29 protein-coding genes are annotated in these 26,204 nt (G+C 69.6%); 7 read left to right on the forward strand and 22 right to left on the reverse strand.

Annotation, left to right across the window (positions count from 1 at the left end):
• The 3 genes from AB0L64_RS29100 to AB0L64_RS29110 form a co-directional block, all read right to left on the reverse strand.
• The gene (locus AB0L64_RS29100) at window positions 1-609 is read right to left on the reverse strand and encodes a hypothetical protein (RefSeq protein WP_363715106.1); all 609 of its coding nucleotides are present in this window, start codon (window positions 607-609) and stop codon (window positions 1-3) included.
• A 440-nt stretch (window positions 610-1,049) separates the two neighbouring features.
• Entirely contained in the window at window positions 1,050-1,220 is a 171-nt protein-coding gene (locus AB0L64_RS29105; protein WP_363715108.1) for a hypothetical protein, read from the reverse strand.
• Window positions 1,221-1,258: 38 nt separating this feature from the next.
• A complete protein-coding gene (locus AB0L64_RS29110) occupies window positions 1,259-2,020 on the reverse strand; it encodes a phytanoyl-CoA dioxygenase family protein (RefSeq protein WP_363715110.1) in 762 nt (253 codons plus the stop codon).
• A 65-nt stretch (window positions 2,021-2,085) separates the two neighbouring features.
• On the opposite strand from AB0L64_RS29110, the gene AB0L64_RS29115 reads away from it, so the two are divergent.
• Window positions 2,086-2,844 (forward strand): AraC family transcriptional regulator, encoded by a 759-nt coding sequence (locus AB0L64_RS29115; RefSeq protein ID WP_363715112.1) that lies wholly within the window; start codon window positions 2,086-2,088, stop codon window positions 2,842-2,844.
• Window positions 2,845-2,940: 96 nt separating this feature from the next.
• On the opposite strand, the gene AB0L64_RS29120 is transcribed toward AB0L64_RS29115, so the two are convergent.
• From AB0L64_RS29120 to AB0L64_RS29165, 10 genes are all read right to left on the reverse strand, one after another.
• Window positions 2,941-3,699 carry a ChbG/HpnK family deacetylase gene (locus AB0L64_RS29120; protein ID WP_363715114.1) on the reverse strand — a complete coding sequence of 253 codons (759 nt, stop codon included), beginning with the start codon at window positions 3,697-3,699 and terminating at the stop codon, window positions 2,941-2,943.
• 34 nt (window positions 3,700-3,733) lie between these two features.
• Complete coding sequence (locus AB0L64_RS29125) at window positions 3,734-4,480, reverse strand: PIG-L family deacetylase (protein WP_363715116.1); 747 nt, start codon at window positions 4,478-4,480, stop codon at window positions 3,734-3,736.
• A gap of 10 nt (window positions 4,481-4,490) precedes the next feature.
• Window positions 4,491-5,366 carry a carbohydrate ABC transporter permease gene (locus AB0L64_RS29130; protein WP_363715118.1) on the reverse strand — a complete coding sequence of 292 codons (876 nt, stop codon included), beginning with the start codon at window positions 5,364-5,366 and terminating at the stop codon, window positions 4,491-4,493.
• A complete protein-coding gene (locus tag AB0L64_RS29135; RefSeq protein WP_363715120.1) occupies window positions 5,363-6,301 on the reverse strand; it encodes a sugar ABC transporter permease in 939 nt (312 codons plus the stop codon). Before AB0L64_RS29135 ends, AB0L64_RS29130 begins: the two co-directional genes overlap by 4 nt.
• Window positions 6,298-7,581 carry an extracellular solute-binding protein gene (locus tag AB0L64_RS29140; RefSeq protein ID WP_363715122.1) on the reverse strand — a complete coding sequence of 428 codons (1,284 nt, stop codon included), beginning with the start codon at window positions 7,579-7,581 and terminating at the stop codon, window positions 6,298-6,300. Before AB0L64_RS29140 ends, AB0L64_RS29135 begins: the two co-directional genes overlap by 4 nt.
• 11 nt (window positions 7,582-7,592) lie before the next feature.
• Window positions 7,593-8,549, reverse strand: a complete 957-nt coding sequence (locus AB0L64_RS29145; RefSeq protein WP_363715124.1) for a GNAT family N-acetyltransferase — start codon at window positions 8,547-8,549, stop codon at window positions 7,593-7,595.
• The gene (locus tag AB0L64_RS29150) at window positions 8,546-9,646 is read right to left on the reverse strand and encodes a DUF1343 domain-containing protein (protein ID WP_363715126.1); all 1,101 of its coding nucleotides are present in this window, start codon (window positions 9,644-9,646) and stop codon (window positions 8,546-8,548) included. The genes AB0L64_RS29145 and AB0L64_RS29150 overlap by 4 nt, the downstream gene beginning before the upstream one ends.
• A 106-nt stretch (window positions 9,647-9,752) precedes the next feature.
• Window positions 9,753-10,517 (reverse strand): alpha/beta fold hydrolase, encoded by a 765-nt coding sequence (locus tag AB0L64_RS29155; RefSeq protein WP_363715128.1) that lies wholly within the window; start codon window positions 10,515-10,517, stop codon window positions 9,753-9,755.
• An 11-nt stretch (window positions 10,518-10,528) separates the two neighbouring features.
• On the reverse strand, window positions 10,529-10,822 hold the full coding sequence (locus tag AB0L64_RS29160; protein WP_363715130.1) for a hypothetical protein: 294 nt from the start codon (window positions 10,820-10,822) through the stop codon (window positions 10,529-10,531).
• Window positions 10,823-10,847: 25 nt separating this feature from the next.
• Window positions 10,848-11,882, reverse strand: a complete 1,035-nt coding sequence (locus tag AB0L64_RS29165) for an acyl-CoA desaturase (protein ID WP_363715132.1) — start codon at window positions 11,880-11,882, stop codon at window positions 10,848-10,850.
• Between the two features lie 189 nt (window positions 11,883-12,071).
• On the opposite strand from AB0L64_RS29165, the gene AB0L64_RS29170 reads away from it, so the two are divergent.
• Both AB0L64_RS29170 and AB0L64_RS29175 read left to right on the forward strand, forming a co-directional pair.
• Window positions 12,072-13,376 carry a sensor histidine kinase gene (locus AB0L64_RS29170; protein ID WP_363715134.1) on the forward strand — a complete coding sequence of 435 codons (1,305 nt, stop codon included), beginning with the start codon at window positions 12,072-12,074 and terminating at the stop codon, window positions 13,374-13,376.
• Complete coding sequence (locus AB0L64_RS29175) at window positions 13,328-13,975, forward strand: response regulator transcription factor (protein ID WP_355699970.1); 648 nt, start codon at window positions 13,328-13,330, stop codon at window positions 13,973-13,975. Before AB0L64_RS29170 ends, AB0L64_RS29175 begins: the two co-directional genes overlap by 49 nt.
• Here AB0L64_RS29175 and AB0L64_RS29180 read toward each other — a convergent pair.
• Window positions 13,953-14,762, reverse strand: coding sequence for a helix-turn-helix domain-containing protein (locus tag AB0L64_RS29180; protein ID WP_363715136.1), 810 nt, complete (start codon window positions 14,760-14,762; stop codon window positions 13,953-13,955). The two genes, AB0L64_RS29175 and AB0L64_RS29180, sit on opposite strands and share 23 nt — an antisense overlap.
• Window positions 14,763-14,811: 49 nt before the next feature.
• Here AB0L64_RS29180 and AB0L64_RS29185 point away from each other — a divergent pair, with 49 nt between their 5' ends.
• Window positions 14,812-15,600, forward strand: coding sequence for a phytanoyl-CoA dioxygenase family protein (locus tag AB0L64_RS29185; protein WP_363715138.1), 789 nt, complete (start codon window positions 14,812-14,814; stop codon window positions 15,598-15,600).
• On the opposite strand, the gene AB0L64_RS29190 is transcribed toward AB0L64_RS29185, so the two are convergent.
• The 7 genes from AB0L64_RS29190 to AB0L64_RS29220 all read right to left on the reverse strand — a co-directional run bounded on the left by AB0L64_RS29190 (window position 15,579) and on the right by AB0L64_RS29220 (window position 21,634).
• Entirely contained in the window at window positions 15,579-16,706 is a 1,128-nt protein-coding gene (locus AB0L64_RS29190; protein ID WP_363715140.1) for a hypothetical protein, read from the reverse strand. The two genes, AB0L64_RS29185 and AB0L64_RS29190, sit on opposite strands and share 22 nt — an antisense overlap.
• Window positions 16,707-16,757: 51 nt before the next feature.
• Entirely contained in the window at window positions 16,758-17,816 is a 1,059-nt protein-coding gene (locus AB0L64_RS29195; RefSeq protein WP_363715142.1) for a zeta toxin family protein, read from the reverse strand.
• Window positions 17,813-18,118 (reverse strand): hypothetical protein, encoded by a 306-nt coding sequence (locus tag AB0L64_RS29200; protein ID WP_363715144.1) that lies wholly within the window; start codon window positions 18,116-18,118, stop codon window positions 17,813-17,815. Before AB0L64_RS29200 ends, AB0L64_RS29195 begins: the two co-directional genes overlap by 4 nt.
• Before the next feature lie 19 nt (window positions 18,119-18,137).
• On the reverse strand, window positions 18,138-19,916 hold the full coding sequence (locus AB0L64_RS29205; RefSeq protein WP_363715146.1) for a 3-hydroxybutyryl-CoA dehydrogenase: 1,779 nt from the start codon (window positions 19,914-19,916) through the stop codon (window positions 18,138-18,140).
• 64 nt (window positions 19,917-19,980) lie between these two features.
• Entirely contained in the window at window positions 19,981-20,436 is a 456-nt protein-coding gene (locus AB0L64_RS29210; protein ID WP_363715148.1) for an NUDIX domain-containing protein, read from the reverse strand.
• Window positions 20,433-21,314: a class I SAM-dependent methyltransferase gene (locus AB0L64_RS29215; protein WP_363715150.1), complete on the reverse strand. Its 882-nt coding sequence runs from the start codon at window positions 21,312-21,314 to the stop codon at window positions 20,433-20,435. The genes AB0L64_RS29210 and AB0L64_RS29215 overlap by 4 nt, the downstream gene beginning before the upstream one ends.
• Window positions 21,311-21,634, reverse strand: coding sequence for a hypothetical protein (locus AB0L64_RS29220; RefSeq protein ID WP_363715152.1), 324 nt, complete (start codon window positions 21,632-21,634; stop codon window positions 21,311-21,313). Before AB0L64_RS29220 ends, AB0L64_RS29215 begins: the two co-directional genes overlap by 4 nt.
• A gap of 49 nt (window positions 21,635-21,683) precedes the next feature.
• Between AB0L64_RS29220 and nucS the strand changes: the two genes are divergently transcribed.
• The 3 genes from nucS (at window position 21,684) to glmS (ending at window position 24,566) form a co-directional block, all read left to right on the forward strand.
• Window positions 21,684-22,343: an endonuclease NucS gene (nucS, locus tag AB0L64_RS29225; protein ID WP_363715154.1), complete on the forward strand. Its 660-nt coding sequence runs from the start codon at window positions 21,684-21,686 to the stop codon at window positions 22,341-22,343.
• An 81-nt stretch (window positions 22,344-22,424) separates the two neighbouring features.
• Window positions 22,425-22,706, forward strand: a complete 282-nt coding sequence (locus tag AB0L64_RS29230) for a hypothetical protein (protein ID WP_355483761.1) — start codon at window positions 22,425-22,427, stop codon at window positions 22,704-22,706.
• A 39-nt stretch (window positions 22,707-22,745) separates the two neighbouring features.
• The gene (gene glmS / locus AB0L64_RS29235) at window positions 22,746-24,566 is read left to right on the forward strand and encodes a glutamine--fructose-6-phosphate transaminase (isomerizing) (protein WP_355699981.1); all 1,821 of its coding nucleotides are present in this window, start codon (window positions 22,746-22,748) and stop codon (window positions 24,564-24,566) included.
• Between the two features lie 64 nt (window positions 24,567-24,630).
• Here glmS and glsA read toward each other — a convergent pair whose 3' ends face one another.
• Entirely contained in the window at window positions 24,631-26,079 is a 1,449-nt protein-coding gene (gene glsA / locus AB0L64_RS29240; protein WP_363715156.1) for a glutaminase A, read from the reverse strand.
• Window positions 26,080-26,204: the final 125 nt, after the last annotated feature.

Here is a 26,204-nt window from a genome sequence, read left to right on the forward strand (position 1 = left end):
TCAACGCGTGTCAGACCACCAGAGCAGCTGATCCAGCACGAGCTTGGAGACGCCGAGCTCGACTGCGGCCGCACCGCAGACGACAAGCACTGCGTGCTCGTCCCCCGGTACCCGGAAACCGAGCCGGACGAGCGCGCGCCGTACCCGTACGTCCGGTTTGATCGCGTCCGCGCCGCATCGCATCCTCAAGTACGCGAACAGCGCAAGCCCGATGCCTTTCACGGCGCCGACGTACGGATCGAGCTTGGCCGCATGCTCGAACTCGGCGACACTGTCCGCCCAGCTTTTGATCGCCTCCTCGTCGTCGAGCTCGCGCTCTGCCCCGAAGCGCAACAGCCCAGCCGCGACCTGTCGCATAGTCTCGCCCTCACCGTCGCGCAGACCGTACCCGTCCCCCGGCCCGTCAGTAGCCAGTGACCCGAGCGTCGGCGCATCACCCGCATACTGCTCGACCATCCGGGCGACCCGTGTCTCGTACTTCCGCCGACGACTCGCCACCACATCGAAGACCATCACCGCTCGCCGCCCGGCATAGACATTCGCGTACTCCGCCGCATCCCGCCGAGCCTGCACGCCGTACAGCTCGAACTCCGTGCGGAGGTTGCCCATCGCCCCCGACCACCAGGCGTTCCTCGTCAGCGCATTCACAAGAACGGATTAGACCAAGACTGCACCCGACCAGCAATGCCAGCCTCGCGCCTGGTCCGGCGCATCCAAGCGGATGCCCACGCCGGCCTGGAGTCGTCAGAGTTCCTGAAGAACCCAACGGAGCGGCTGAAGCCTGCAAACGGGCGTCGCCATGCCGAGGAACTTGAAGTCGACACTGGCAATCGCGGGTTCCTGCAAGCGCTCAGCCAGGGCCAGCACAGTTGCATCCACATAACCAAGCGGTCCCGAGACCAGCTGCGCGCTTGCAGGTCTCACCCAGCACGGGCTCTGGAATGAGCAGACGCCCTGGCCACTCCGCCAGAACCTTGGCGCAGCGCACATGGTTCGAATCACGAACGTTGAAGGTGGCGATCAGGGACCAGAATCGCAGAGCAGTGCGGTCACGCGCTCCGCCGAGCCGCTTCGATGGCCTCGACGATCTCCCGGTCTTTCCGAGCCTCGGCCTGGATCTCGCGGTACCGGGCTGACAGCTCCGGTTCGTCGATGCTCGCCAGCCCAATCCAAGGGAAGCGCTGCCGCAGCTCCTCCAGGTTGATCTGCTCGCCGTCCATGACCTCACTGTAGACGAGGCGAGCCATTTTCCCGGCAACTAGGCGGTGACGTCGAGGATGAAGTGCTGGGCGGGGGTCAGGCGGTTGTAGGTGTTCACGCGGAGGTAGGACTGCTGGTCGAGTTGCTGGGGCAGGTGGCGTAGGGCGAAGTAGGAGTGCATGGCTCGGCGGGGTTTGTCGGTCTGGTTTTGGGTGCCGCCGTGCCAGAGGTGGCTGTTGAAGATGACTACGGTGCCGGCTCGGCCGGTGAGTTGGATCTGGTCGGGGTGGGGGCCGGCGGGGTCGGGCATCTCGTCGGCGGGCATGGTGCCGCGGCGGTGGGAGCCGGGGACGACGCGGGTCGCGCCGTTCTCGGGGGTGAAGTCGTCGAGGAGCCAGATCGAGTTGCAGACCTCGTACGCACCCGGCTCGACCGGATGGCCGGAGTCGGCGTGCAGGGCCTGATGCCCTTCGCCGGGTAGTGCCGCGCGGCTGTTCAGCGACGACAGCCGGAACTCACCCAGCACGTGCCGCATCGCCGCCAGCACCCGCGGGTGGCTGAAGCACACCGCGAACCTCGGGTCCTTGTTGACCAGGTCCGCGAGCCGGTCCGTGCCCTTCTCCTGATGCACCTCCAGGCCGGCCCGGTCCCCCTCGGCGGCGGTCAGTTCGGCCAGCCGTTCGTTGATCGCGGCCACCTCGTCCGCCGTCAGGATTCCCTCCAGCGGCAGGTACCCGTCGCGGTCGAGCTGGTCCTTCTCGTCCTGTGTGAGTACGTCGTCGGTCACGCCGAGCTCGCGCAGCGCGGTCGTCATATCCATCCCAAGCACTCCTTCACAAGATGCACGAATCGATGCCAGCATCGACCCGACATACCCGCGAAACAATGCAGGAGGCGACAGGGCTTGTGCACAAATCGCCACGACTCCTCGGCGCCGGCGTCCACACCGCCGCGCCCGGCAAGGACTACCCGCCGCACGCGCACACCTCATGGGAGCTCGTGTACTACGTTCGCGGCCGGATCACCTGCCCCGTCGGCGACGAGACGTACGACGCCACGCCCGGCACCGTGCTCCTCACGCCTCCGCACACCTGGCACGCCGAGCTGAGCCGCACCGGGTACGCGAACCGTTTCCTCCAGGTGGACGCCGCAACCACCCACCCGTGGCCGCGCCTGTGCTACGACGACACGGACCACACCCTGCGCCGCGTGTTCGACGCCCTGGTCCGGGAGACCGACGGCGAAATCCGCTCGCTGCTCCTCGCCGAACTGGACCTCCGCCTGAAACGCGCCGCAGCCACCCCACCGCAAACACCGGCCGAACAACTGGTCGCCCAAGCAGAACAGCTCTTCGAGGAACGCTTCGCCACCGGCCTCCGCATCAACCAGGTCGCAGCCGACCTGGGCATCTCACCCTCCGGCCTGCGCGCCGCCTTCGCCCGCCTCCGCAACACCAGCCCTCAGGCCGCCCTGCAAGCAGTCCGCCTACGCCATGCCCTCGCCCACATCCGCAACTCGACCCTCCCCCTCCAAGCCGTAGCCGACCTGACGGGCTACCACTCGGTCAGCCACCTGACCCGTCACGTCAAGTCCGTGACCGGCGCCCCACCAGGCTCCTTACGCGCGACTGGCCCACAGCGCTGACCCGCCGAGTCGTGGCGATTGGCTCCGCCCCCGATCGCCGAGTCGTGAATTGTGGCTGACGATGACAGCCGAAATCCACGACTCGGCGGACAAGGGTCAGTCGGCGAAGGCGGCTTGGACGGTCGTGAGCTTGATTCCTCGGTCCTTGATCGACTGGTGGATGTCGGGGTCGAGGACGAGGGCCTGGTCGGAGAGGCGGTATTCCTCGGCCCAGCGGTAGGTGTCGGAGCCGGGGCGGTGCAGGGCGGCGAGTTCGGGGTCGGCGGCGGCGCAGTGGGTGACGAGGAGGTGTACGCCGGGGGTGAGCGCGTCGAGATACGCGAGCATCCACGGCTTCTTGTCCGCGGCGTCGCGGTCGCTCAGGATCTCGATCGACGCGAACCGCGACGACCAGTCCGGCCCGTAGATGAACGGCTTGCCGAGCGCCGCGGACACCTCGGCGTACGCCGACGGCACCGACGACCCCATGTGGAAGTCGAGGTACTCGGCCGTCAGTCCCTCGGCGGCGAACTTGGCCGCCTGCGCGGACAACTCCCGGACCGCGTCCTCGTGGGAGATGCCCGCCGCGGCCTCGGCCACGGTGCGCCGGAAGGTGCCGTCCTCCCCCACCAGCGACGCCCCGTCCGTCAACGGCCGCCAGCGCAGGTTGTCCCACTCGCACGTCAACGTCTGGTGCACACCCACCGGGATCGAGAACTCCCGCGCCAGGGCCGCCGCCTCGGTGAACCACGGACAGGCCGCCATGGTCGACACCTGCGTCACGATCCCCTCGCGGAACGCCTGCACCGTGCCGGCGTTCACCGCATGACACATCCCGAAATCGTCCGACTGAACGACCAACCGAACCTCAGCCACAGCCCACTCCTCTCGATCACCGGCACGACGTAATCTACGGTCCCGCGAGCTTGCTGACCTCCGGGGACTGGCTGGTGTGGAACGCGCAGGCGCGGGGGTACGACGCGAGGCAGCCGCGGGTGGTCATCAGGGCGGTGTAGTAGTCGATGTAGCGGAAGCCGTACGTCTCGCCGCGCGCGAAGGCCTGGTGGCGGATGGCGTTCACCCAGAGGTAGAAGGCCTCGTCGGGGATCGGGACGTACAGCGACGGCGCGAAGCCCTCCATGTCCTCCCAGTTCTCGGCGTGCAGGAACGAGCGGACACCGTGCCGGGGCAGCGCGGCCACCTTCGCGGCGAGTTCCGGGTACGCCGTGATCGCCGGGAAGTCGTCGTCGGCCGAGAGCGGCAGGCCGGCCAGGAAACGGGCGCGCTCGGCGAGCACCGCGGTGTGTTCGTGGTCGCGGTGGATGGAGTGTTTCCAGTGCGTGATGATCGTGTCGGGCTGCTTCTCGCGGATGATCTGGGCCAGTTGCAGCGCCACGTCGTCGGTCGACGGGAGGAACCCGTCGCTGTGGTCGAGCGCCGTGAAGTCCGCGCCGATCGCCGCCGCGAACGCCGTACCCTCCGCGATCTTCTGCGTCTTGTACTCCGCCGGAGTCATCCGCGGGTGACCGCGCTCGCCCGGCGTCAGCGCGACGATCGTCGCCGACGCGCCCTCGAGCACGAGTTTGGCCAGGGTCGGCCCGGCGGTCAGGTCCATGTCGCCGATGTGCGCCCCGACGGCGAGCACTGTTCTGGTCACAAGGGTCTCCTCACTTCAGGCCGCTGAGTACGACGCCACGCACGTAGTACTTCTGGAACATCAGGAACACGACCAGCACCGGCAGCGTGCTGATCACCAGGCCGGCCATCACGATCGGCATCGTGCGGTCCGGGTCGAGGAAGCTCTGCAGCAGCTGGATGCCGACCGGCAGCGTCTGCAACGAGGGGTCCGAGGACGAGATCAGCAGCGTCCAGATGTACTCGTTCCAGGTGCCGATGAACGTGATCAGGCCGAGCGTGATCGCGACCGGCTTGGTCTGCGGCAGCACGATCAGCCGCCACGTCTGCCACTGGTTCGCGCCGTCGATCTTGGCCGCCTCGAGCATCTCGTCCGGCAACGAGACCATGAACTGGCGCATCAGGAAGATCCCGAAGCCGGACACCGTGAACGGCAGGATCAGCGCCAGCAGGCTGGTGGTCAGCCCGCCGTCGCCGCCGCGGCCGAGGATGTCGTTGCCGCCGGCCAGTGGCCAGTTGAGCATGATCAGGAACGTCGGGATCAGCAGCAGGAAGGGCGGCAGCATCATGGTCGCGAGGATGAACCGGAAGATCACCGCGCGGCCGCGGAACCGCAGCTTGGCCAGCGCGTACCCGGCCAGCGCCGACGTGATCAGCACCGACACCGTCACGCTGACCGTGACGATCACGCTGTTGCGGAACAGCCGCGGGAGCTCCAGTTGCGAGAACGCCTCGCGGTAGTTGTCCAGGCCGAACGACGACGGCAGCAGCCGGTACGGGATCACGCCGTACTCGCCCGGGCCCTTGAACGAGCTCATCACCATGTCGAGGAACGGCATCACCATCGCGACGCCGCCCAGCACCACCACCAGGTACGCGAACCACGGGAACCTGCCGCGCCGCTTCACGAGGTCTCCTCTCCGCGCCGCCGGGCGATCCACAGCTGCAGCAGCGTGATCGCCAGGATGATCACGAACAACACCATCGCCATCGCGCTGGCCGTCCCCCAGGCGCCGTACTTGAAGGCCCGCTGGTACATCTCGAACGCTGCCACGTTGGTCGCGTTCACCGGCCCGCCGTCGCCGGTCATCACGATGATCAACGCGAACGACTGCAGCCCGCCGATGAACTGCGTGATCAGCACGAACAGCAACGCCGGCCGGAGCAGCGGCAGGGTGATCGACCAGAACAGGTGCCACGCGTTCGCGCCGTCCACCTCGGCCGCCTCGTAGTACATCTCCGGGATCGCCTTCAGCCCCGCGGTCAGGATCAGCACGGCGCCGCCGATCGAGGCCCAGGCGTGGACGACGGTCACCGACGGCAGCGCGTACGACGAGTCGGACAGGAAGCCGACGCTGTTCACGCCGAGCTTGTTCAGGACGCCGTTGATCAGCCCGGCCGGCTGGTACATCATCTTCCACACGTTGCCGATGGCCACGACCGTGGCGACGACCGGCAGGAAGTACAGCACCCGCCAGAACCCCTGGAACGCCAGCCGGTCGATGCAGTAGGCCACCAGCACCGACCCGAACGTCGCCAGGAACACCGAGCCGAACGCGAACAGCAGCGTGTTCACCAGGATCGGCTGGACGAACGTCCCGTCGAAGCTCAGCACCTCGCGGAAGTTCCCGATCCCGGACCATTTCAGCGTGCCGAGGTCGAACCCGCCCCAGTCCGAGAACGCGAGCACGATCGCGAAGAGGAACGGGAGGATCAGGAACACGCAGAAGAACAGCAGCGCCGGCGCGAGGAACAGGTACGCGGCCCGTCCCTCGCGATGCAGCTTGCCGAGCCGCCGGGCCGGCGCCGCGACGGCACCGACCCTGCTGACCGCGGTCGTCATTGCGGTTTGACCGCCTTGGCCGCCTGTGCCAGCGCGTCGTCAGGACTCTTGCCGTCGGCCAGCACGCCCATGATCGCGTTGTGCAGCGCGGTCTTCGCCTCGTACGCACCCGGCTGGTTGGGTTCGGCCATCGCGTACGTCGCGGCGTCGTAGATCGGCGCCAGGTTCGGGTCGGACAGCGACTTCTTGTACTCCGCCTGGTCGGCAGTCCGCGGCGGGATCAGGCCCTGGTCGGCCAGCCACTTGCCGGTCTCCGTGACGTTGCCCTCGGCCGCCTTGTGCTCGTTCATCCAGGTGAGGAACTTCCACGCCTCGTCCGCGTGCTTGCTGCGCTGGTTCACGCCCATGAAGAAGCCGTACGCCAGCGAGCCCTTGCTGCCCGGCGTCGGGCCGGGGATCGCGGTCACCCCGACATCGGTGCCGTACTTGTCCTTCATCTGGGTCTTCAGGCTGCCGATCCACCAGCCGGCCTGGATCGCCATCGCGACCCCGCCGCTGCGGAACTGCTTGGTCGGCATGATCGACGGGTTGGTCGCCTTCGCGGCCGCGAGGTCGGCCTCGAACTTCAGCGCCGCCCTGCCCTCGGCGTTGTCGAACTGCGGCGTGCCGTCCGGGCCGAGGAACTTCCCGCCGGCCGCGTCGAGCAGCGACAGGAACGGATGCACCGACTTGTTGTCGCCGTCCTGGATCAGGCTCAGGCCCTCGACCTGAATGTTGCCTTTCGCATCACGCTTCACGGTCTTGCGGGCCGCGTCGGCGAGCTCGGCCCAGGTCGTCGGCGGCTTGTCGACCCCGGCCGCGGCGAGGATCTTCTTGTTGTAGAAGAGCACATACGTGTTCAGCTCGGTCGGATAGCCGAGCAACGTGTCGCCGGTGGTGACGGCACCGAGCGCGGCCGGGCTGTACTCGGCCTTGATCTTCGTGGCGATGTCGTCCGGCACCTTCGCGACGACGTTCGCCTTCATCAGCTGGCCGCCCCACAGGCCGTACGCGCTGACGATGTCGGCGCCGCGACCGCCGGTCTGCCGGACCGTCATCGTGGTCAGCAGGTCGTCGAACTTGACCACCTGCGCCTTCACCTGGATCTTCGGGTTGTCCTTGTTCCATTGCTGGATCATCTTGTCCAGCCCGTCCTTCGACGGGCCGTCGCTGTAGTGGCTCAGCAGTGTCAGCTCGACCTTGTCGCCGCTGCCGCCCGAGCCGCTGCCGCCGCCGCAGGCAGCGCCCGTAGCGAGGAGCCCCAGGACAACAGCAAGCCGCAAACCTCTGGCGATGCTCATGTCACTCCTTTTCAGCCAGCCGGGTGCAAGGGCGCCCGGAGGATGGTGAACGTGCGGGTGATCTCGAACCCCGTCTTCAGGTACAGCTGCCCGGCGGCGGACTTCTCGCCGGTCCACAGGAACCAGGCGCTGTGCGCGCCGGCGGCGACCATCCGTTCGAGCGTCAGGTGCAGCAGCACCTTCCCGAGCCCGGTGCCGCGGGAGGCCGGCAGGACGCCGAACGGCCCGAATCGGTCGATCACCGCCTCGTACGTCCCGTGCATCGCCCAGCCGAGGATCGCCCGGCCGGGGTCGCGTGCCACAACGATGCGATCGAGTGGCAGCCCGGAGACGACGCCCTCGCGGATCGCGCGCGCCCAGTCCGGGTTGAACTCCGCGCCGGCGATCGCGATCAGCGCGGTCAGCTCGTCGCCGGACGGTGTGCCGAACGTGTAGCCCTCGGCCGTCAGGGCGTCGATCCGCTCCCGGACGTCGTCCGGAACGGCGTACCCGACCAGGCCGCGGTCCATCGCGACCGCGTCGTACCGGCGCTCGAAGCCCAGTTCGCCGAGCAGCCGGGCGGCCTGTGGGTAGCGCTCCGCGTCGAGACCGGGAAGGAAGTAGTTCGGGGTGTACGACGAGAAGAACACCTCGGACCGGCCCTGCGACCGGAGCCAGTCCATTGCCGCGGACAACAACTCGCGCCCGATGCCCTGCCCCCGGAACGACGGGTGCACGAAGAAGAACGGGATCCAGCCGGACGCCGGCTCCAGGTCGTCCGCGTCGACGGCGATCAGGCGGCGGACGGCGTACGCGGCGCCGACGATCTGATCATTGATCACGGCCACCTGGAGACCGGCCGCGTCGAAGTTGCGGTCGAGCAGGAACAGGTCCCGAAAGCGCTGGTAGCCGATCGGATCGGCCGGCGCGGCGGCGGTCCACGCCGCGGCGAGCGCCGGCCCGTCACCGACCTGGAACGAACGCATCATGAGGCTCCTCCGTAGAGCAGGACGTCGGGACGCACCCAGCCGGACGGTGTCGTTGCCGCGGGCAAGAGCTCGACCGGGTCGTCGCCCGCCTCCAGCGCCTTCCGCAGCGAGTCCGAACCCCAGAGCTTGTCCAGCGACGGCAGCAGGTCGAAGTCGTCGGGATACAGCTCGTTGAGCACCCGCAGCATCACCAGCGCGGTCCGCACCGGCTCGAACGCGTCCCGGTCCACGACATGCAGCTGTACGCCGGACAGCGCCTGGCCGGCGTACTTGTGGAACACCGGCTCGAACCACGTCCGCCGGAAGATCACGCCGGGCAGCTCGCACGCCCGCAGAGCCGGCACCAGCCGATCGTCGACGTACGGCGCGCCGATCGTCTCGAACGGTCGCGTCGTACCGCGGCCCTCGCTGAGGTTCGTGCCCTCGAAGAGACCGGTGCCGGGGTAGACCAGGGCCGTGTCCAGCGTCGGCATGTTCGGCGACGGCGGCACCCACGGCTCGACGCTGTGGCTGTCTCGCGTCCAGCCCTCCAGCTCGACGACCGTTGCCTCCCCCAGTTGCCGGGCGAGTTCGCCGGCCGTGAGCCCGTGCCGCAGCGGGATCGGCGCCCGCCCGACGAAGCTCTCGAACCCGGGCTGCAGCATCGGCCCTTCGACGCGAAGTCCCCCGAGCGGGTTCGGCCGGTCGAGCACGACGAACGGCAGACCGAGCCGCGCGGCCGCCTGCTGGCAGTCGTACATCGTCCAGATGTAGGTGTAGAACCGCGTCCCGATGTCCTGGATGTCGAACAGCAGCACGTCAACGCCGGAGAACAGGTCGTCGAGCTCCCGCCCCTTGCGCCGGTACGTGTCGAAGACCGGTAGCCCGGTGTCCGGGTCGACGCCCTCGCCTTCGCTCTGACCCGCTTGCGCCGTACCGCGGAGGCCGTGCTCGGGACCGAACAGCGCCGTCAACGGCAGCCCGGCCGCACGCAGCGCCACCGGCGTCGGCGTGAGATCCGGCAGCACGCCGGTGAAGTTCGTGATCAGTCCCAGGCGCCCGTCCGGCACCAGCCCCGGGTCCTCGGCCAGACGCTGCGCGCCGGTCCGGACCGCCATCGCCACCACACCCAACCCAGATCGTGGATCCTGCAGGAACTGGGTTGAAAACTTACCGACGCAGCCAGCCGAAGGTCAATGGATTACTGACAACCGTTTGCCAGGGTCATGGGAGGAACGGTGTCAGAGCGGTCAGGAAGTCGTCGAGGCGTTCGGCGTGGACCCAGTGGCCGGCCTCCGGAATCTCGGCGTACCGGACGTGCGGGAAGTACGTCGCGATGGTGGCGCGGTGGTCCTGCTCGACGTAGTCGGACTTGCCGCCGTAGATGAACAGCGTCGGTCCGTCGTAGTGCAGCCCTTCGACCGCGGGCCAGCCGGAGATGGCCGGCAGCGCGGCCTCGATCACCGGCAGGTTCGGCCGCCACCGGGCGCCGTCGGAGTCCAGGATCAGGTTCTGCAGCAGGAACGCCCGAGTCCCCGGCGTCGGTACGGCGTCCGCGAGCTGGGCGTCGACCTCGGCGCGCCGGGAGACCGACGACAGGTCGGCGGTCCGCATCGCCCGCGCGTACTCGACGAACGCCGGCGGGTACGCGACCGGCGCCGCGTCCACGACGACGAGCCGCTCGACCACGGCCGGGTACTGCAGGGCGGTGAGCATCGCCGTCTTGCCGCCCATCGAGTGCCCGACCAGCGCGACCGGCCCGACCCCGAGCGACTCGATCGTCTCCCGGACGTCGTCGGCCATCTCCGGGTAGCTCATCGTGGCGACGTGCGGCGACGTGCCGTGGTTGCGCAGGTCGAGCGCGAACACCCGGTGCCGGTCCGCGAGCCGGCGCGCGGCGGTCATCCAGTTCCGCCCCGAGCCGAACAGCCCGTGCATCACCACGACCGGCGATCCCGTCTCGCCGTACGCCGTGACCGGAAGCTTCATCCGCACACCTTTCAGCGGCTCCGTTGCCAGCACGCCGTGTGCCAGTGCCGCCGCTCGTCGAGGGACTGCGCACCGCCGAGGGCGCCGAGCAGACTGGGGTTGTCCGGCCACACGACGACGTGCGGGGTGGCCGGTGGGATCTGCTGGTCGCAGCCCGGGCAGCGGTACGACTTCGCCGAGGCGGATCCGGAGACCCGCCGGACGTTCCACTCGCCGTTCGCCTTCGCCTCGCGGGACTGGGTACCACCGAGCAGCGGCCGGTCACTGACCGGCCGCTGCCACTTGGAAGGCTTTCTGCGCGACATAGCCCCTCCAGGCTAGTCGTGTGGCCTAGCTCACCTTGAGGTCGCCTCGAAGTTCCTCGCCGACCTCGTGCATGTGGCGCAACCCCAGGCGGTACGACTCGATCAGGCCGGTCGAGACGTAGGGCATGCCGATGCGTTCGCAGTACGCGCGCACGATCGGCTGGGCGAAGCGGAGGTTGGCGCGCGGCATGCTCGGGAAGAGGTGATGCTCGATCTGGTAGTTGAGTCCGCCCATCATCCAGTCGGTGACCAGGCCGCCGTTCACGTTGCGCGACGTCAGCACCTGCTTCTCCAGGTGGCCCCAGTTGCTGTCGTCGTCGGGCATCTCCATGCCCTTGTGGTTGGGCGCGAACACACTGCCGAGGTGCAGCCCGAAGACCATGTGGTGGATCAGCGCGAACAGTACCGCCTGGCCGGGCGACATGATCAGGAACAGCGCGCCGAAGTACAGCACCAGGTGCGCCGCCATCAGGCCGAGCTCGACCTTCTCGGTGCGCCGGCGGGCGAGCAGGAAGCGAATGCTCGACACCTTGAGGTTGAAGCCCTCCAGCGTCAGCAGCGGGAAGAAGATCCGGGCCTGGTTGCGGGTCAGCCAGCCCTCGAGCCCCTTGCGGCCCTCGGCCTGCTCGAGCGTCCAGACCAGCACGCCCTCGCCGACGTCCGGATCCTTGCCGGTGTGGTTCGGGTTGGCGTGGTGCCGGTTGTGCTTGTCGTTCCACCAGGCATAGCTCATGCCGAGCAGGAGATTGCCGTGCAGCATGCCGATCCAGTCGTGCAGCTTGCGCGAGGCGGCGATCTGCTGGTGCCCGGCGTCGTGCCCGAAGAACGCCGCGCGGGTGGTCAGGATGCCCAGCGGGATCGCCAGCAGCAGCACCCACCACGAGGCGCCGATCACCGCGATCCCCGCCCAGGTCAACGCCATCAGCGCCACGTTGATCCCGATCGCCATCGCGTACGCCGCCGTACGGCGCTCCAGCAGGCCGGCGGCCTTGACCTCCCGCAACAGCGGGGAAAAATCGGAGCGACGGGTCGCAACAGGTGACATGATCGGCTGAGCCATCAGGTCCTCGTCTCGGTAGCGGGGGGAGGCCTAGGCGTACAGCCGCGGCCAGCGTACGGCATCAAGCGTTGTCGGTCGAACGCCCGAAAACATGGGAGTTACTACCCAATTCGGTGGGGGTGACAGCGCCCGGCGGAGAGTGGGCATAACTCCACTGCCGTGGCTCTCACGCTCGGTCATGATGGAGGCATGAGCACCACCACCCTCGCCACCACCGAAGCGCCGCCGATGCGCTACCCGAAGCTCGCCCAGCCCTGGATCGCCCTGTTCCTCGCGATCCTGGCCGAGCTCGGGATCGCCTTGTTCGTGCTCAGTGTGGTGTCCGTGCCGCTGATCGCGGTGTGGGTCGGGATCCCGTTACTGCTCGTGGTCGTGCCGGCCGCGCGCTGGTTCGCGAACTGTCACCGCACGATGCTGGCCGGCTTCCTCGGCGAGCGCATTCCCCGGCCGTACAAGAAGCCTCCGATGCCCGGCATGCTGATGCGGCTGCGGACGATCCTGACCGACCCGCAAACCTGGCGGGACATCATCTGGCTGCTCGTCAACGCTGTGATCGGGTTCACGCTGTGCCTGCTCAGCGCCGTCCTGTTCCTGGCCGGACTGTTCTACCTGGTCTACCCGCTGCTGGTCGGCGTCACTCCCGAGGGCGTCTTCACCGAGCCCTTCGGCGGGCTGGTCACGGTCAACTTCTGGACCAGCTTCCTGGTGATGCCGGTGGCGCTGCTCGCGTTCCTGATCTGGCAGGCCGCCGGTGAGCGGCTGCTGAAGGCGAACGCGTACGTCGCCCGCTCGCTGCTCGGCCCGACCGAGAGCGCCAAGCTGGCGATGCGGGTCCGCGAGCTGGCCGAGTCGCGGGCCGAGACCGTCGACACCCAGGCGGCCGAGCTGCGCCGGATCGAGCGCGACCTGCACGACGGCGCCCAGGCCCGGCTCGCCGCGCTGAGCATGAACCTCGGCATGGCCGAGGAGATGGTGGCGCGGGACCCGGCCCAGGCGGCGGCGCTGCTCACCGAGGCCCGCGAGTCCGCGAGTACGGCGCTGTCCGAGCTGCGCGACCTGGTCCGCGGGATCCACCCGCCGGTGCTCGCGGACCGCGGCCTGGAAGGTGCGGTCAAGGCGCTCGCGCTGACCTGCCCGTTCAAGGTCGACGTGACCTTCGACGTCCCCGGCCGCCCGCCCGCGCCGGTCGAGTCGGCGGCGTACTTCGCGGTCGCCGAGTGCCTGGCGAACGCGGTCAAGTACTCGGCCGCGACGAACGCCTGGGTGCAGATCACCCATGAGGAGGAGAAGCTGCACATGATCGTCGGTGACGACGGGGTGGGAGGCGCGGCGGTCAAGCCCAGCGGCGGTCTGTACGGTATCGAGCGGCGGCTGGCCGCCTTCGACGGTACGTTGACCGTGGTGAGCCCGAGCGCCGGGCCGACCACCGTGATCATGGAGCTGCCTTGCGAGTCCTCATCGCTGAAGACCACGCCCTCCTCCGGGACGGCCTGATCCGCCTGCTGGAGGCGCACGACTTCGAGGTCGTGGAGGCGGTCGACAACGGACCCCGGCTGGTGCCCGCACTCGTGGAGCACCGGCCGGACGTCGCGGTCGTGGACGTCCGGCTGCCGCCGACGTTCACCGACGAGGGCCTGAAGGCCGCCATCGAGGCCCGCACGCAGGTCCCCGGCCTGCCGATCCTGGTGCTCTCGCAGTACGTCGAGCAGCTGTACGCACGGGAGCTGCTCACCGGCGGCGGAGGCGGCGTCGGGTACCTGCTGAAGGACCGCGTGTCGAACGTCGCCGAGTTCCTGGACGCCGTCCGCCGGGTCGCGGCCGGCGGTACCGCGATGGACCCGGACGTGATCGGTCAGCTGCTGGCCCGCAACACCCGCGACGAGCCGATCAGCCGGCTCACCCCGCGCGAGTCCGAGGTCCTCGGCCTGATGGCCGAAGGCCGCTCGAACGCCGCCATCGCCGGCGCCCTGTTCGTCACCGAGAAGGCCGTCAGCAAGCACACCAACAACATCTTCGCCAAGCTCGACCTGCCCCCGTCGGAGGACGACAACCGCCGCGTGATGGCGGTCCTCACCTACCTGTCGTCCCGCTGAGCCGGTACGCCGTGGGGCTGACGCCGGTGTGGCGGCGGAATCGGGTGGAGAAGTACAGCGGGTCCGGGTAACCGACCTGGGCGGCGACCGAGGCGACGGGGCGGCTGGTGAGTTCGAGGAGGCGGGCGGCCGCGTCGAGGCGGCGGCGTTCGACGAACTGCTGCGGGCCGACGCCGAGCTGCTCACGGAACAGGTGCGCGAACCGCGAGACCGACAGGTTCACCGCCCGCGCGAGCCGCGGTACGTCGAGGCTCGCGGTCAGGTCCTGGTCGATCAGCTCGATCGCACGCAGCAGCCGGTCGTCGATCTGGACGGCCTTCGGGTTCTGGGTGTCGCACCACAGCAGGGCCGCTTCCAGCGCGTTGGCGCTCAGCTGCTCGGCCTGTGGCAGCACGCTGCGCTGATGCCGAACGGCGTCGCGCAGGTGGTCGGCGACGCGCTCGAAGGCCGGTCCGGCCGGGTGCAGCTGAACGGTGCCCGGGGCAACTTCCGGCCAGTCGAGCAGCGGTAGCCAGTCGGGCTTCGGGTGCATGTGCGCATACAGGAAATGCCACCGGTCGCCGACCGTCGCGTAGTCGTGCAGGGTGCTGGGGCGCACCAGCGTCACGCTGCCCGGAGCGGCCGCGACCTGACCGAATCGTCCCTGGCCGTCGAGGGTCTGGACCAGCAGCCAGTCGGTCGTCCCGCGCCGCCGATACGTCGCGTACTCAGGGCCTTCGTCGAACTCACCGGTCACCAGCCGGCGCACCACCGGATGCGGCGCCTCAGCAGGATGTCGAAGGTTCACAGCTCGATAGGCTATCGCGACCGCGACCCGCCCGCCGCATCCTGGACACATGACCCAGACAGTCGTGGACATCTACCGGCGGGACGGCATCGTCCAGGTCCCCCAGTTGCTCGAAACCGCCGAGGTCGAGCGGATCAAGTCGGTCTTCATGGAACAGGTCGCGGTGGACCACTCGCTCGCGATCGACGACGGCGTCCCGGACGACGACCCGCTCGCGAAGTTCCCGCGGTTCGTGCACCCGCACCGGGCGGCTGACACCGAGGCCGGGCGGATCTCGATGGAGCTGATGCTCGACAGCCGGATCCTCGATGTCGTGCAGGCCCTGATCGGCCCCGCGCTCGGCGCCCAGTCGATGTTCTACTTCAAGCCGCCGGGCGCCCGCGGGCAGGCGCTGCACCAGGACAACACGTTCCTGCGCGCGGATCCGGAGACGTGCCTCGCGGCCTGGATCGCGATCGACGACGTAGACGCGGACAACGGCGGGCTCGCGGTCGTCCCCGGCTCGCACCAGACCGAGCTGGTCTGCCCGGAGCCGGCCGACCTGACCGAGTCGTTCACCAGTGTCGAGGTGCCGATCCCCGACGGCCTCAGCAGGGTGCAGACCCGGATGCGGGCCGGCGACGTCCTGTTCTTCCACGGCAGCGTCGTCCACGGCTCCCGCCCGAACTCCACCGCGAACCGCTTCCGCCGCTCGCTGATCTTCCACTACATCCCCGAGGACAGCGTCGAGATCGCCGCCTTCTACAACCCGCTGGTCCGCCCCGACCGCCGCGAGACCGTCCTCCCCGAAGCCATCGGCGGCGGCCCCTGCGGCGACTACGCCCAGGCCGAGCCGTAAACCCGCCGGGCCAGCGCACAGGCCGCCGCGATCGCGAGCAGCACCGCGCTGCCGATCAGGAGCCGCCCGACGGAGTGCGGCGGATCGAAGCCGGTCTCGGTGGCCGCGGCAGCCAGGCAGGTGAGCAGCGTCAGGCCGAGGATCCCGGTCGCGAGTGTGGTCATCCGGAGCAGTGCCGCGCCGGGTGACGGGTCGAAGCGGCGCCCCAGGAACCGCAGTCCGCGGCCGGGTTCCGGGGCGCGCTGCCCCCAGTCGTCGTACACGTGCTGCGGGACCTTGATCCCGGTCGCGAGGCCCTGCGTGAGTGACTCGGCCGTCAGCGGCTGGTCGCGGGACAGGACGAGCGCTGTGCTTGCGATGGCCAGCCGTACGGGGCGCGCGTCGAGGAGCGCTTGCATGGTGCGCGGGTGCAGGACCGCGGTGAGGTAGCGGGGCTCGTCACCGATCACGTCGAAGCTCCGGTTGAACTCGGCGCTCTCCAGCGTGAGGTCCGAACGGGTGAGCCCGCCCGGCCGTACCTCCAAGCCGGGCAGCGCGACCGGAAGCGTCGTGACGAAGGCGCTCAGGACATGTCGCCGGCACAGCAGTCCGTTCCAGTGCAGCCACCGCACCTCGAAGGCGACGGCGTTCGGAGTCTGTACGACGTTCCGGGCGGTCCAGGTCCGGCCGACCGTCAGCGGGAGCGGCGGCAGCCGCAGCTCCCGCGGATCGACGAGCCGCCAGCCGTTGCGGTGCGCGCAGTCCTGTACCGCGCGGGTGGTTGCCCGCGGCCACGAGTACGCGAGGACCGACGCGAGGAGGACGATCACGGCCAGCAGCGGCAGTACGGCGAGGAGCATCGCCGGGCCGGCGTCGTACGTCGTCCAGGCGATCCGGACCAGCACCGCACCGACCCCGAGCACCGCGATCCAGCGAGCCACCGTGGCCGATCCCGCGGAGATCCCGATCAGCACCCAGGCCACGGGAATCACCAGCACCGCGACCAGCAGCATCAGCGACGTCCAGCCCGGCCAGTCCGCGCCCACAACCCCCGGCATCATGACCAGCCCGAGCCCCGTCGCGACGACGAGCAGCGTGCCGCCAACCGACACCAGATCGCGCCCCACCGATCTCCTCCGCACCCACCCGAGTCTGCCAGCCGCCCCGGGTCAGTGTGCTCAGTGGTCGCGTGTGTGGGCGGGGGCCGGTCGGGAGGGACGCGGGCTGCGAGAGCCGCTGATCGAGCTCGGTCCGGTAGTGGTGGGGATGGTGGTGGGGGCGGCGAGGCCGGCTGCGGTGAAGCGGCGGAGGTCGCCTACTTGGTGGTCCAGGCGGTTCGGCAGGATCAGCTGGCGGGGCTGTGGGGCGCCGCGGGCCTCGTGTTGTGTCATCGCGGCCCGGACCTCGGCGATGACGAGGGCGGCCAGGGCGTCGCCGCGGTCGAGCAACGGCACCGCGGTCGCGAGGAACTGCTCGTGCTCGGCCGGCGTCGGCGGACGGTTGCGCTCAGCAAGGATCTCCTGCTTGACCAGCCACGGCTCCGGCATCCGCCCGTCCTCGCCGCGGTGAGTCTCGTAGCAGACGAACCCGTCGCGGTCGACGACGTACAGGTCATCGACGTACGCCAGGGACTCCAGCTCCTGAGCGGTGTCCGGCACCAGCCGGTAGGCCAGGTCCCCGAGCTCCGGCCGCACCCACCGGCCGATTCCGGTGTCGTCGAGCGCCTGCTGGAATCGGCTCACGCGACCGAGCCGGCAGTTGGCTTCGTGCGTCGTGACGTACACAAGCGCGACGCGGTAGCCGACGGCGCGGAAGCCGTCCACCCAGTTCGTGGCCAGCGGCACGCGGTGCAGCGGGGCGCTGGCGATCACGTCGTACTGCGGTTCGCCGCGGCGGAGATGTTCGAGGCAGCGCACCATCATGCCGCGCGGGAGATTGCGGGCGATCTCGTCGGCGCCGCCCATCCCCCGGGACCGCATGATCGCGTCGTACCGGGGGTGCGCGGTGATGTCGTCGTCGAAGTCGTACACCGCGACGGACCGCGCGCCGAGCGACGTCTGCAGCAGCCACTGCGTGGTCGACTTGCCCGACCCCGGCGGCCCGCCGATCAGCACCACCAGGGGACGCTGACCTGGGGCCCGCACCGGCGGCTCGTCCGGAGTGATCTGCGCGAGCCGACGGGCGAGCACCGCCTGCGCCTCGCCCAACGTCAGGTCGAGGCGAGCGCTCGCGATCATCGGTCGAGCTCGGCGCGCAACCGGGTCAGCAGCTCCGGGTAGGTGCTGATGACGGTACGCCGTTCCGCTGCCGGCATCGCGTCGATGCGCCGGAGCTCGGCGTCGTGCACGGCGAGCCGCTCGGAGAGTTCGGCCCGGCGCCCCGGGTCGGTGGCCTGCGCGACCAGCGCGTTGTAGCACGAGGCCACGCTCTGGACGAGATTGCGGACGCGCTCCCACTCCACGCGCTCCGCATCGCTCAATGGCTCGACCGGCCGCCCGCCGAGCGCCTCGGAGATGTGCTTCGCGGGCTCGTCCGGCATGCGGTGATGCTACAGCGGCTCAGTTGCTGTAGTCGCGGAAACCGCGGCCCGTCTTGCGGCCGAGGTAGCCGGCGGTGACCAGGTGTTCGAGCAGCGGCGCCGGGGCGAAGCCGGGCTCGCGGAACTCCAGGTAGAGCGTCCGCTGGATGGCCAGCGAGACGTCCAGGCCGACCACGTCGAGCAAGGCGAACGGACCCATCGGGAGGCGGCAGCCGAGCTTCATCGCCGCGTCGATGTCGTCGACGCCGGCGTAGTGCGCCTCGAGCATCCGGACCGCGTCGTTCAGGTACGGGAACAGCAGGGCGTTCACGATGAACCCGGCCCGGTCGCCGCACCGTACCGGATGCTTGCCGGCGGCAACGGCGACGGCGGCCACCGTGTCGGCGACGTCGGCGGAGGTGCTCACCGTGCTGACGACCTCGACCAGCTGCATCACCGGCGCCGGGTTGAAGAAGTGCAGCCCGACCACGTCACCCGGCCGCTTGGTCGCCATCGCCAGGTCGATCACCGGCAGCGACGAGGTCGTGGTGGCCAGGATCGCGCCCGGCTTGCAGATCTCGTCGAACGTCTCGAACAGCGCCTGCTTGACGCTGAGCTCCTCGACCACGGCCTCGATCACCAGGTCGGCGCCCGCGAGGTCGTCGAGCTTCGCCGTACCGGTCACCCGGCGCAGCGCCGCGTCCCGCTCCTCGGCGGACAGCTTGCCGCGCTGCACGCCCTTCTCCAGCGAGCGCTCCAGCACACCGCGGACGCGGTCGACCTTCTCGGTGCCGCGGGCGACGTACAGGACGTCGTACCCGGCCTTGGCCAGGACCTCGACGATGCCGACCGCCATCGTGCCGGAGCCGACCACGCCGACCTGCTTGACCGGCCGGACTGCGATCTCGTCACCGTTGCGGTGCGGGGTGTGCTCGTCATCCACCACGACCGGCGAGTCCGGCGCCTCGTAGGTGTAGAAGCCGCGCCCGGTCTTCCGGCCGAGCAGCCCGGCGGTGACCATCTGCTTGAGGATCGGCGCCGGCGCGTGCAGCCGGTTGCGGCCCTGCTTGTACATCGTGTCGAGGATCTCGTACGCCGTGTCGAGGCCGATCAGGTCGAGCAGCGCCAGCGGGCCCATCGGGTACCCGCAGCCGAGCCGCATCGCCGCGTCGACGTCCTCGCGGGTGGCGTAGCGGGACTCGACCATCGACACCGCGTGGTTCAGGTACCCGAACAGCAGCGCGTTGGCGATGAACCCGGCCCGGTCGGCGGCGACCACCGGCACCTTGTCGAGCCGGCGGGCGAGCGCCTGCACGTCCTCGACCACGTCCGGCTCGGTGACCACGGTCTTGATCACCTCGACGAACTCCTGCACCGGCGCCGGGTTGAAGAAGTGCATGCCGACGACGCGCCGCGGGCGCTGGGTGGCGACGGAGATCTCGGTGACCGACAACGACGAGGTGTTGGTCGCCAGGATCGCGTCGTCGCGGACGATCTTGTCCAGCGCGGCGAAGATCTCGCGCTTCAGCTCGAGCCGCTCGACGACGGCCTCGATCACCAGGTCGCAGCCGGCCAGCGCCTCCAGCGAGGTGGCGAACGTGACCCGGTCGAACAGCGCCTGCTGGTCCTCGACCGACAGCTTGCCGCGCTTCACGGCCCGGTCGGTCGAGTGCTGGATGTGCCCACGGCCGCGCTCGACGGCCTCCTCGTCGCGCTCGACACCGACCACCGTCAGGCCGTTGCGCGCGAACACCTCGGCGATCCCGGCGCCCATCGTGCCGAGACCCACCACACCAACCGTCGTCAATTCCCGAGCCATGCTCTGCACTATGCCAGTCCAGGTACTGGTCCGCCCATGAGTTGCGTCACCGGCGAGGTCAACCTCACACACCCTCGTCGATGACGACCGGGGTCTCCATCCAGCCTTCGAGCAGCCACCACGGATCGGGCGCGCCCTCCAGTGCGGCCGCCACGGGTCGTGGCCGGAGGTCCCGCGCAACGAGGTCGGTCACCGGCATCCACACGGCGCGGTAACTCCCCCGCTCCGAGTCGGCCGAGCTTGCCATCTCCGGACCGTCGCCGGTCCCGAACTCGCCGCCGATCACGTCGGCGACGAAGTAGTGCTGCGTGCTGTCGCCGAAGTGCACGACCGCGACCGCCGCCCGGATCTTCACCAGCAGGCCGAGCTCCTCCTGCACCTCCCGGCGCGCGGCCTCCGCGGGACTCTCCCCGTCCTCCACCTGACCGCCGGGCAGCACGTGGTACGTCCGCCCGCCGCGGACCCGCTCGATCGCCGCGATCCCGTGCTCGCTCAGCAGCACGACGCCGGCGCGGATCACGCCCGCACCGCCAGGATCTGCAGCCAGGTTCCGATGCGGGAGTCGCCGCGCTCCAGTCGCCGGACGGACCATCCGGTCGCGGCCAGCAGATCGCGCAGCGGAGCTTCCTGCCAGAGGACGAAGTGGCGCGGCAGGTCGAGGTGCCGGTTCGACCACTCCTCCCCCTTGCCTTCCCGGGTGGCGAAGGCAAGCACCGGCGCGGCGCGGGCCGCCTTCCGCAGTACGCCGTCCAGCTGGGCGCGGTCGAAGTGCAGGAACACCGCGCTCGCGTACACCGCGTCGTACGGGCCGCCGTAGTCGTCGGTGATCGCGTTCAGCCGGTCGGCGGCGTACCCGTCGGACCGCATCATCTCGACGAACGCCTGGGTCGCGTCGGTGCGCCGTACGACGTACCCGCGGCTCTCCAGCTCGATCGCGTCCTTGCCGGTGCCGCTGCCGAGCTCGAGCACACGTCCGCCCGGAGCCACGCGGTCGGCGAGCAGGTCGATCAGGAGGTTGTTGGGGTCGGTCGGGATCGAGTCGCGGAACTTGCCGGCGGCCTGCTCGTACGACGCCAGCGTCACCTCGTTGTCGGAGGCGATCCGCGTCCAGCCGTCGCCGGTGTGCTCGACGATCGCGGGCAGCCTGAGGCCGAGGTCCAGCCCGAGCACGACCACGGTCTCGCCGCGATGCAGATCGGCGATCGACTGCAGCTCGGCATCCGGGCGCTGGGTCAGCTCGGGGACGACGGTCAGCCTGACACCGAGGCGATCGGCCAGCCGGGCGCCGGCAGCCGCCTCGAACGGGCCGGCGTACACCTGGGCAACCCGCTCGCCGACCGCCGCGTCCTGGACGTCACCGGGCAGCAGCAGGATCCGGGCGGGACACATCAGGTTCATCTACCGACGTACTCCAAGGCCTCGGCGGCGTACTCCGGCCAGACGGCCGACTGGTCCAGAGGGATCCTTACCCACTCCTTCATCGCTCGACCCATCCCCGGGTCGAACTGCTCCACACCGGACAGCGCGAGCGCCTTCGACCGCGGCTCCGGCGGGAGTTTGAAGGTCATCGCGTCGCCGTACATCCCGGCGAGCACCTTCTTGCCGATCTTCAGGCACGGCATACCGAACATGCTGCCCCGGACCACGCCGGCCGTCTCCAGACCGGCCGCGACCTCGTCGTACGCCGCGAGCGCCGCGTCACTCACCTTCGGCATCATGGTCACCACCTTCCCACTCCGCGCGCCCGGTGCACTACGGTGCTTTGTCGTGCGCTTGGTGATTGCTACGTGTTCTGTTGACTATTCGGGGCGGCTGACGGCTCATCTGCCGATGGCGCCCCGGTTGCTGATGGTGAAGGCGGACGGGTCCGTGCTGATCCACGCCGACGGCGGGTCGTACAAGCCGCTGAACTGGATGTCGCCACCGTGCAAGCTGACGGAGGACGACGGCGTCTGGAGCGTCACCAACAAGGCCGGCGAGGAGCTCCGGATCACCCTCCAGGAGGTGCACAGCGACACGGCCTACGAGCTCGGGACCGACCCCGGCCTGATCAAGGACGGCGTCGAGGCGCACCTGCAGGAACTGCTCGCCGAGCACGTGCACACCTTCGGCGAGGGCTGGACACTGGTCCGCCGGGAGTACCCGACCGCGATCGGCCCGGTCGACCTGCTGCTCCGCGACGCCGACGGCAAGCACGTCGCGGTCGAGATCAAGCGCCGCGGCGAGATCGACGGCGTCGAGCAGCTCACCCGGTACATCGAACTCCTCAACCGCGACCCGCTGCTCGCGCCGGTCCGCGGCATCTTCGCCGCCCAGCTGATCAAGCCGCAGGCCCAGTTCCTGGCCACCGACCGCGGCCTGGAGTGCCTGACTGTCGACTACGACGCCCTGCGCGGCATGGAGTCCGACGTACTCCGTCTCTTCTAGCTCCTGACAAAGCAGGGAATTTGCCCGATTTCGGGCAGATGCTTTGCGTTGACCCCGGAAAGACTGCATGGTTGACGGGTGATCAGTGAGGCGGCGGCCGTGGAGCCGGTCGACGAGCTGGCCGAGCAGGTCAGCCGGACGACGGGACTGTCGGCCGATGTCGCGCGGCGGGTGGTCGCCGACGTACTGGCCTATTTCACCGAGACGACCGAGGAGTACGTCCGGCGCCGGCACCGTGAGCTGCAGACCTACGGCGCCCGCAACGACGAGATCTTCGCGCGCCTCGGCGCCGAGCTCCGGCACTGGCCGGTCCGCTCGCCCGAACTCTCCGCCCGGCAGCTGCGACGGATCGTCTACGGCTGACCGGGCCGCTCAACCGAACCTACGAAGGGGCACCATCACATGTGCGGAATCGTCGGGTACGTCGGCACCAAGCCGGCCGCGCCCATCCTGGTGGACGGACTGGCCCGCTTGGAGTACCGCGGCTACGACTCGGCGGGCGTCGCCGTCCTGGGATCCAGCGAGTTGAAGGTGCACAAGGACGCCGGACGGGTCCGTGAGCTGGAGGCGTCGCTGCCGAAGCGGTTCGGCGGCAAACTCGGCATCGGCCACACCCGGTGGGCCACCCACGGCGGTCCGAGCAAGGACAACGCACACCCGCACGCCAGCGGCAACGAGCGGATCGCGGTCGTGCACAACGGCATCTTCGACAACGCCGCCGCGATCCGCGCGCAGCTGGAGGACGCCGGCGTCAAGCTGCGCTCCGAGACCGACACCGAGGTGCTCGCGCACCTGATCGAGCAGGCCGACGGCGACACCCTCGAGGAGAAGGTGCTGGCCAGCCTGCGCCGGATCGAGGGCACCTACGGCATCGCGGTCGTCGACCTCGACTTCCCGGACCGGATCGTGGTCGCCCGCAACGGCAGCCCGCTGATCCTCGGCATCGGCGACGGCGAGATGCACATCGCCTCCGACGCCGCCGCCCTGATCCGCTACACCCGCCAGGTCGTGTACTTGGACGACGGCGAGCTCGCGACCGTCCGCGCCGACGGCTACCGCACCTTCACCCAGGACGCGTCGCCGACCACCAAGACCGCGAAGACGGTCGAGTGGGAGGCCGAGGAGTTCGAGCGCGGCCTGCACGAGCACTTCATGATGAAGGAGATCCACGAGCAGCCGGACGCGGTCGGCCGGGTCATCCGGGGCCGGCTGGACGAGCGCTTCCACACCGTGCACCTCGGCGGCCTGAACATGGACGCCCGCGAGGCGCGGGAGATCAAGCGGGTCAAGATCCTCGGCTGCGGTTCGGCGTACTACGCCGGCCAGATGGGCGCGCAGTTCATCGAGGAGGTCGCGCGGATCCCCGCCGACGCCGAGCCCGCGTCGGAGTTCCGGTACCGCAACCCGGTCGTCGAGCGGGACACGCTGTACGTCGCGGTCTCGCAGTCCGGCGAGACCCTGGACACGCTCGTCGCCGTCCAGGAGCTGAAGCGCAAGGGCGGTCGCGTGATCGGCCTGGTGAACGCCGTCGGTTCGAGCATCGCCCGCGAGGTCGACGGCGGTGTCTACCTGCACGCCGGCCCGGAGGTCTCGGTGGCCTCGACGAAGGCGCTCACCAACATGGCGGTCGGGTTCGCGATGCTGGGCATCCACCTCGGCCGGATCCGGGACGTCTCTCCCGCCGACGGCCGCCGGCTGATCGACGGCCTGAAGAAGCTCCCCGAGCACATCGCCGCGATCGTGGCGCAGGAAGAGGAGCTGGCCAAGATCGCCGGCCGCCTCGCGCAGCACGAGAGCCTGTTCTTCGTCGGCCGGACCCGCGGCTACCCGGTCGCGCGCGAGGGTGCGCAGAAGCTCAAGGAGATCTCCTACCGGCACGCCGAGGCATACCAGACCTCCGAGCTGAAGCACGGCCCGCTCGCGCTGATCTCGCCGGACGTGCCGAGCGTCGCGATCGTCCCCGACGACGAGCTGCTCGACCGCAACATCGGCGCCCTGCACGAGATCGGCGCCCGCTCCGGCCCGCTGTACGTCGTCACGCACCCGGGCGTCGACGTACCGGACGGGGTCGCGGCGAAGATCGTCGTGCCGAAGAACGAGGCGGAGCTGGACCCGATCCTGCTGACCATCCCGCTGCAGATCATCGCGTACTACGCGGCCGTTGCCCTCGGCCACGACGTCGACAAGCCGCGCAACCTGGCGAAGTCGGTCACCGTCGAGTAGCAGCCCGGACGACCACGGCCGCCGATCACCCTCAAGGTGGTCGGCGGCCGTTGTTCGTGCGAGATCAGAGCTGCTGGCCGGGCTGCGACGGACGTCGAAGCGTCGCTGTACCGGCTCGCTCGGTACCGGTGGTCTGCGCGACGCCCGCACCACCACTGCCCGGCCGGGCCAGTCCGCCGAGGGCGCGGTCGGCCGCGCTCGCCGCCTCTGCGCGCCGGTCGGCCCCGTTGAGCGCGCCGGTCAGCTGCCCCGCGGCGCGGCCGCGCTCGGCGCCCATGCTCCGGTACGGGTGCAGGCCGAACTCGTTGACGAGCCGCTTGCACACCTCGACCCCGCGGACCGAGTTGCCGACCGCGTCCAGACGCGGTGAGAACACCACGACGGCCATCCGCTTCGACGGCACCACCATCAAGACGTTGCCGGACACCCCGCTCTTGGCCGGCAGCCCGACCTCGTTCGAGAACTGTCCGGAGTCGTTGTACATCCCGCTATGGCCCATCATGGACAGCACGCGGGCGGCGGTCTCCTCGGAGAACACCTGCCGGCCGCTCAAGGGTGCGACTCCACCGTTCGCGAGCGTGGCACCGGCCTTCACCAGGCTGTCGGCGGTCATGGTGAGTGAGCAGCCCATGGTATAGAGCTCGGTGGCGTCCTCGGGGGCACGCCGGTCGGTCGGGCTCGCGCCGTACAGCTTCCCGTTCCGCGCCAGCGCGTTGGCGAACATGACGTTCCCGAACCCGGTTTCGCGCTCGGCCAGGAACGTCGCACCGTGCAGCTGCGGACGCTCGCCGGTCATCGCGGCCCACGTGTCCCGGACGGTGGTGAACCTGGCCGACAGGTCCTTGCCGGCGTCGACCAGTGCGAGCGTCCCGATCGCTCCGGCGTTGATCATCGGGTTGTGCGGCCGGCCGTCCGCACCCAGCGACAGCAGCGGATCGTTGAACGGACCGCCGCTCTGTTCCTGACCGACCCAGCGGTGCACCTCCTCCGGGCCGAGCTGCTCCAGCGCGATCGCGTAGTTGAACGGCTTCGACGTCGACTGGACGCTGAACTCCGCCGCGGTGTCGCCGATCGAGAACACCTGGCCGTCAGCGGTGCAGATCGCGATCCCGAACTTCTCCGGATCGGCGTCCCGCAAGGTCGGGATGTAGTCCGCGGTCTCACCGGACCGTTCGTCCAGCAGGTCGTTGTGGATCCGCTCGACCGCCTGCGCGAAGGCCGCGAACTCGTCCGCGGGAACGGCGAGATCACCGGTCAGCGCTCGCTGGATCACCTCGTGCCGCGCGACCTCCGCGAACGTGTCGAGATCGAGCTGCACAGGCTGGGCGTACGGCGTGATCGCGGGCCGGCCGGCGGCGTCACGGACACCGTCCAGCGCCGCACGGACCCGCGGATCGTCCGGCATGATCCCGGCCCGGCCGAGGGTGTTGAGCAACTCCCAGGACCAGATCCGGCCGTCGTCGTCGGTGTCGATCGTCGCGTACGACCGGAGCAGCTTCTCCGAGACGTCCATTGGCTGCTTCCTTCCCCAGCTGGCGGCAGGCGGGCGTGCACGACCACGCTGTCGGCGCGCAGCAGCTTGTCCTTCTTGTGTTTCCGGAGAGGTCACCTGGTGTTACGGCAGCATCAAACGACGGC

Source organism: Kribbella sp. NPDC051936, from assembly GCF_040680955.1.
In the GTDB taxonomy this organism is placed as follows: Bacteria; Actinomycetota; Actinomycetes; order Propionibacteriales; family Kribbellaceae; genus Kribbella.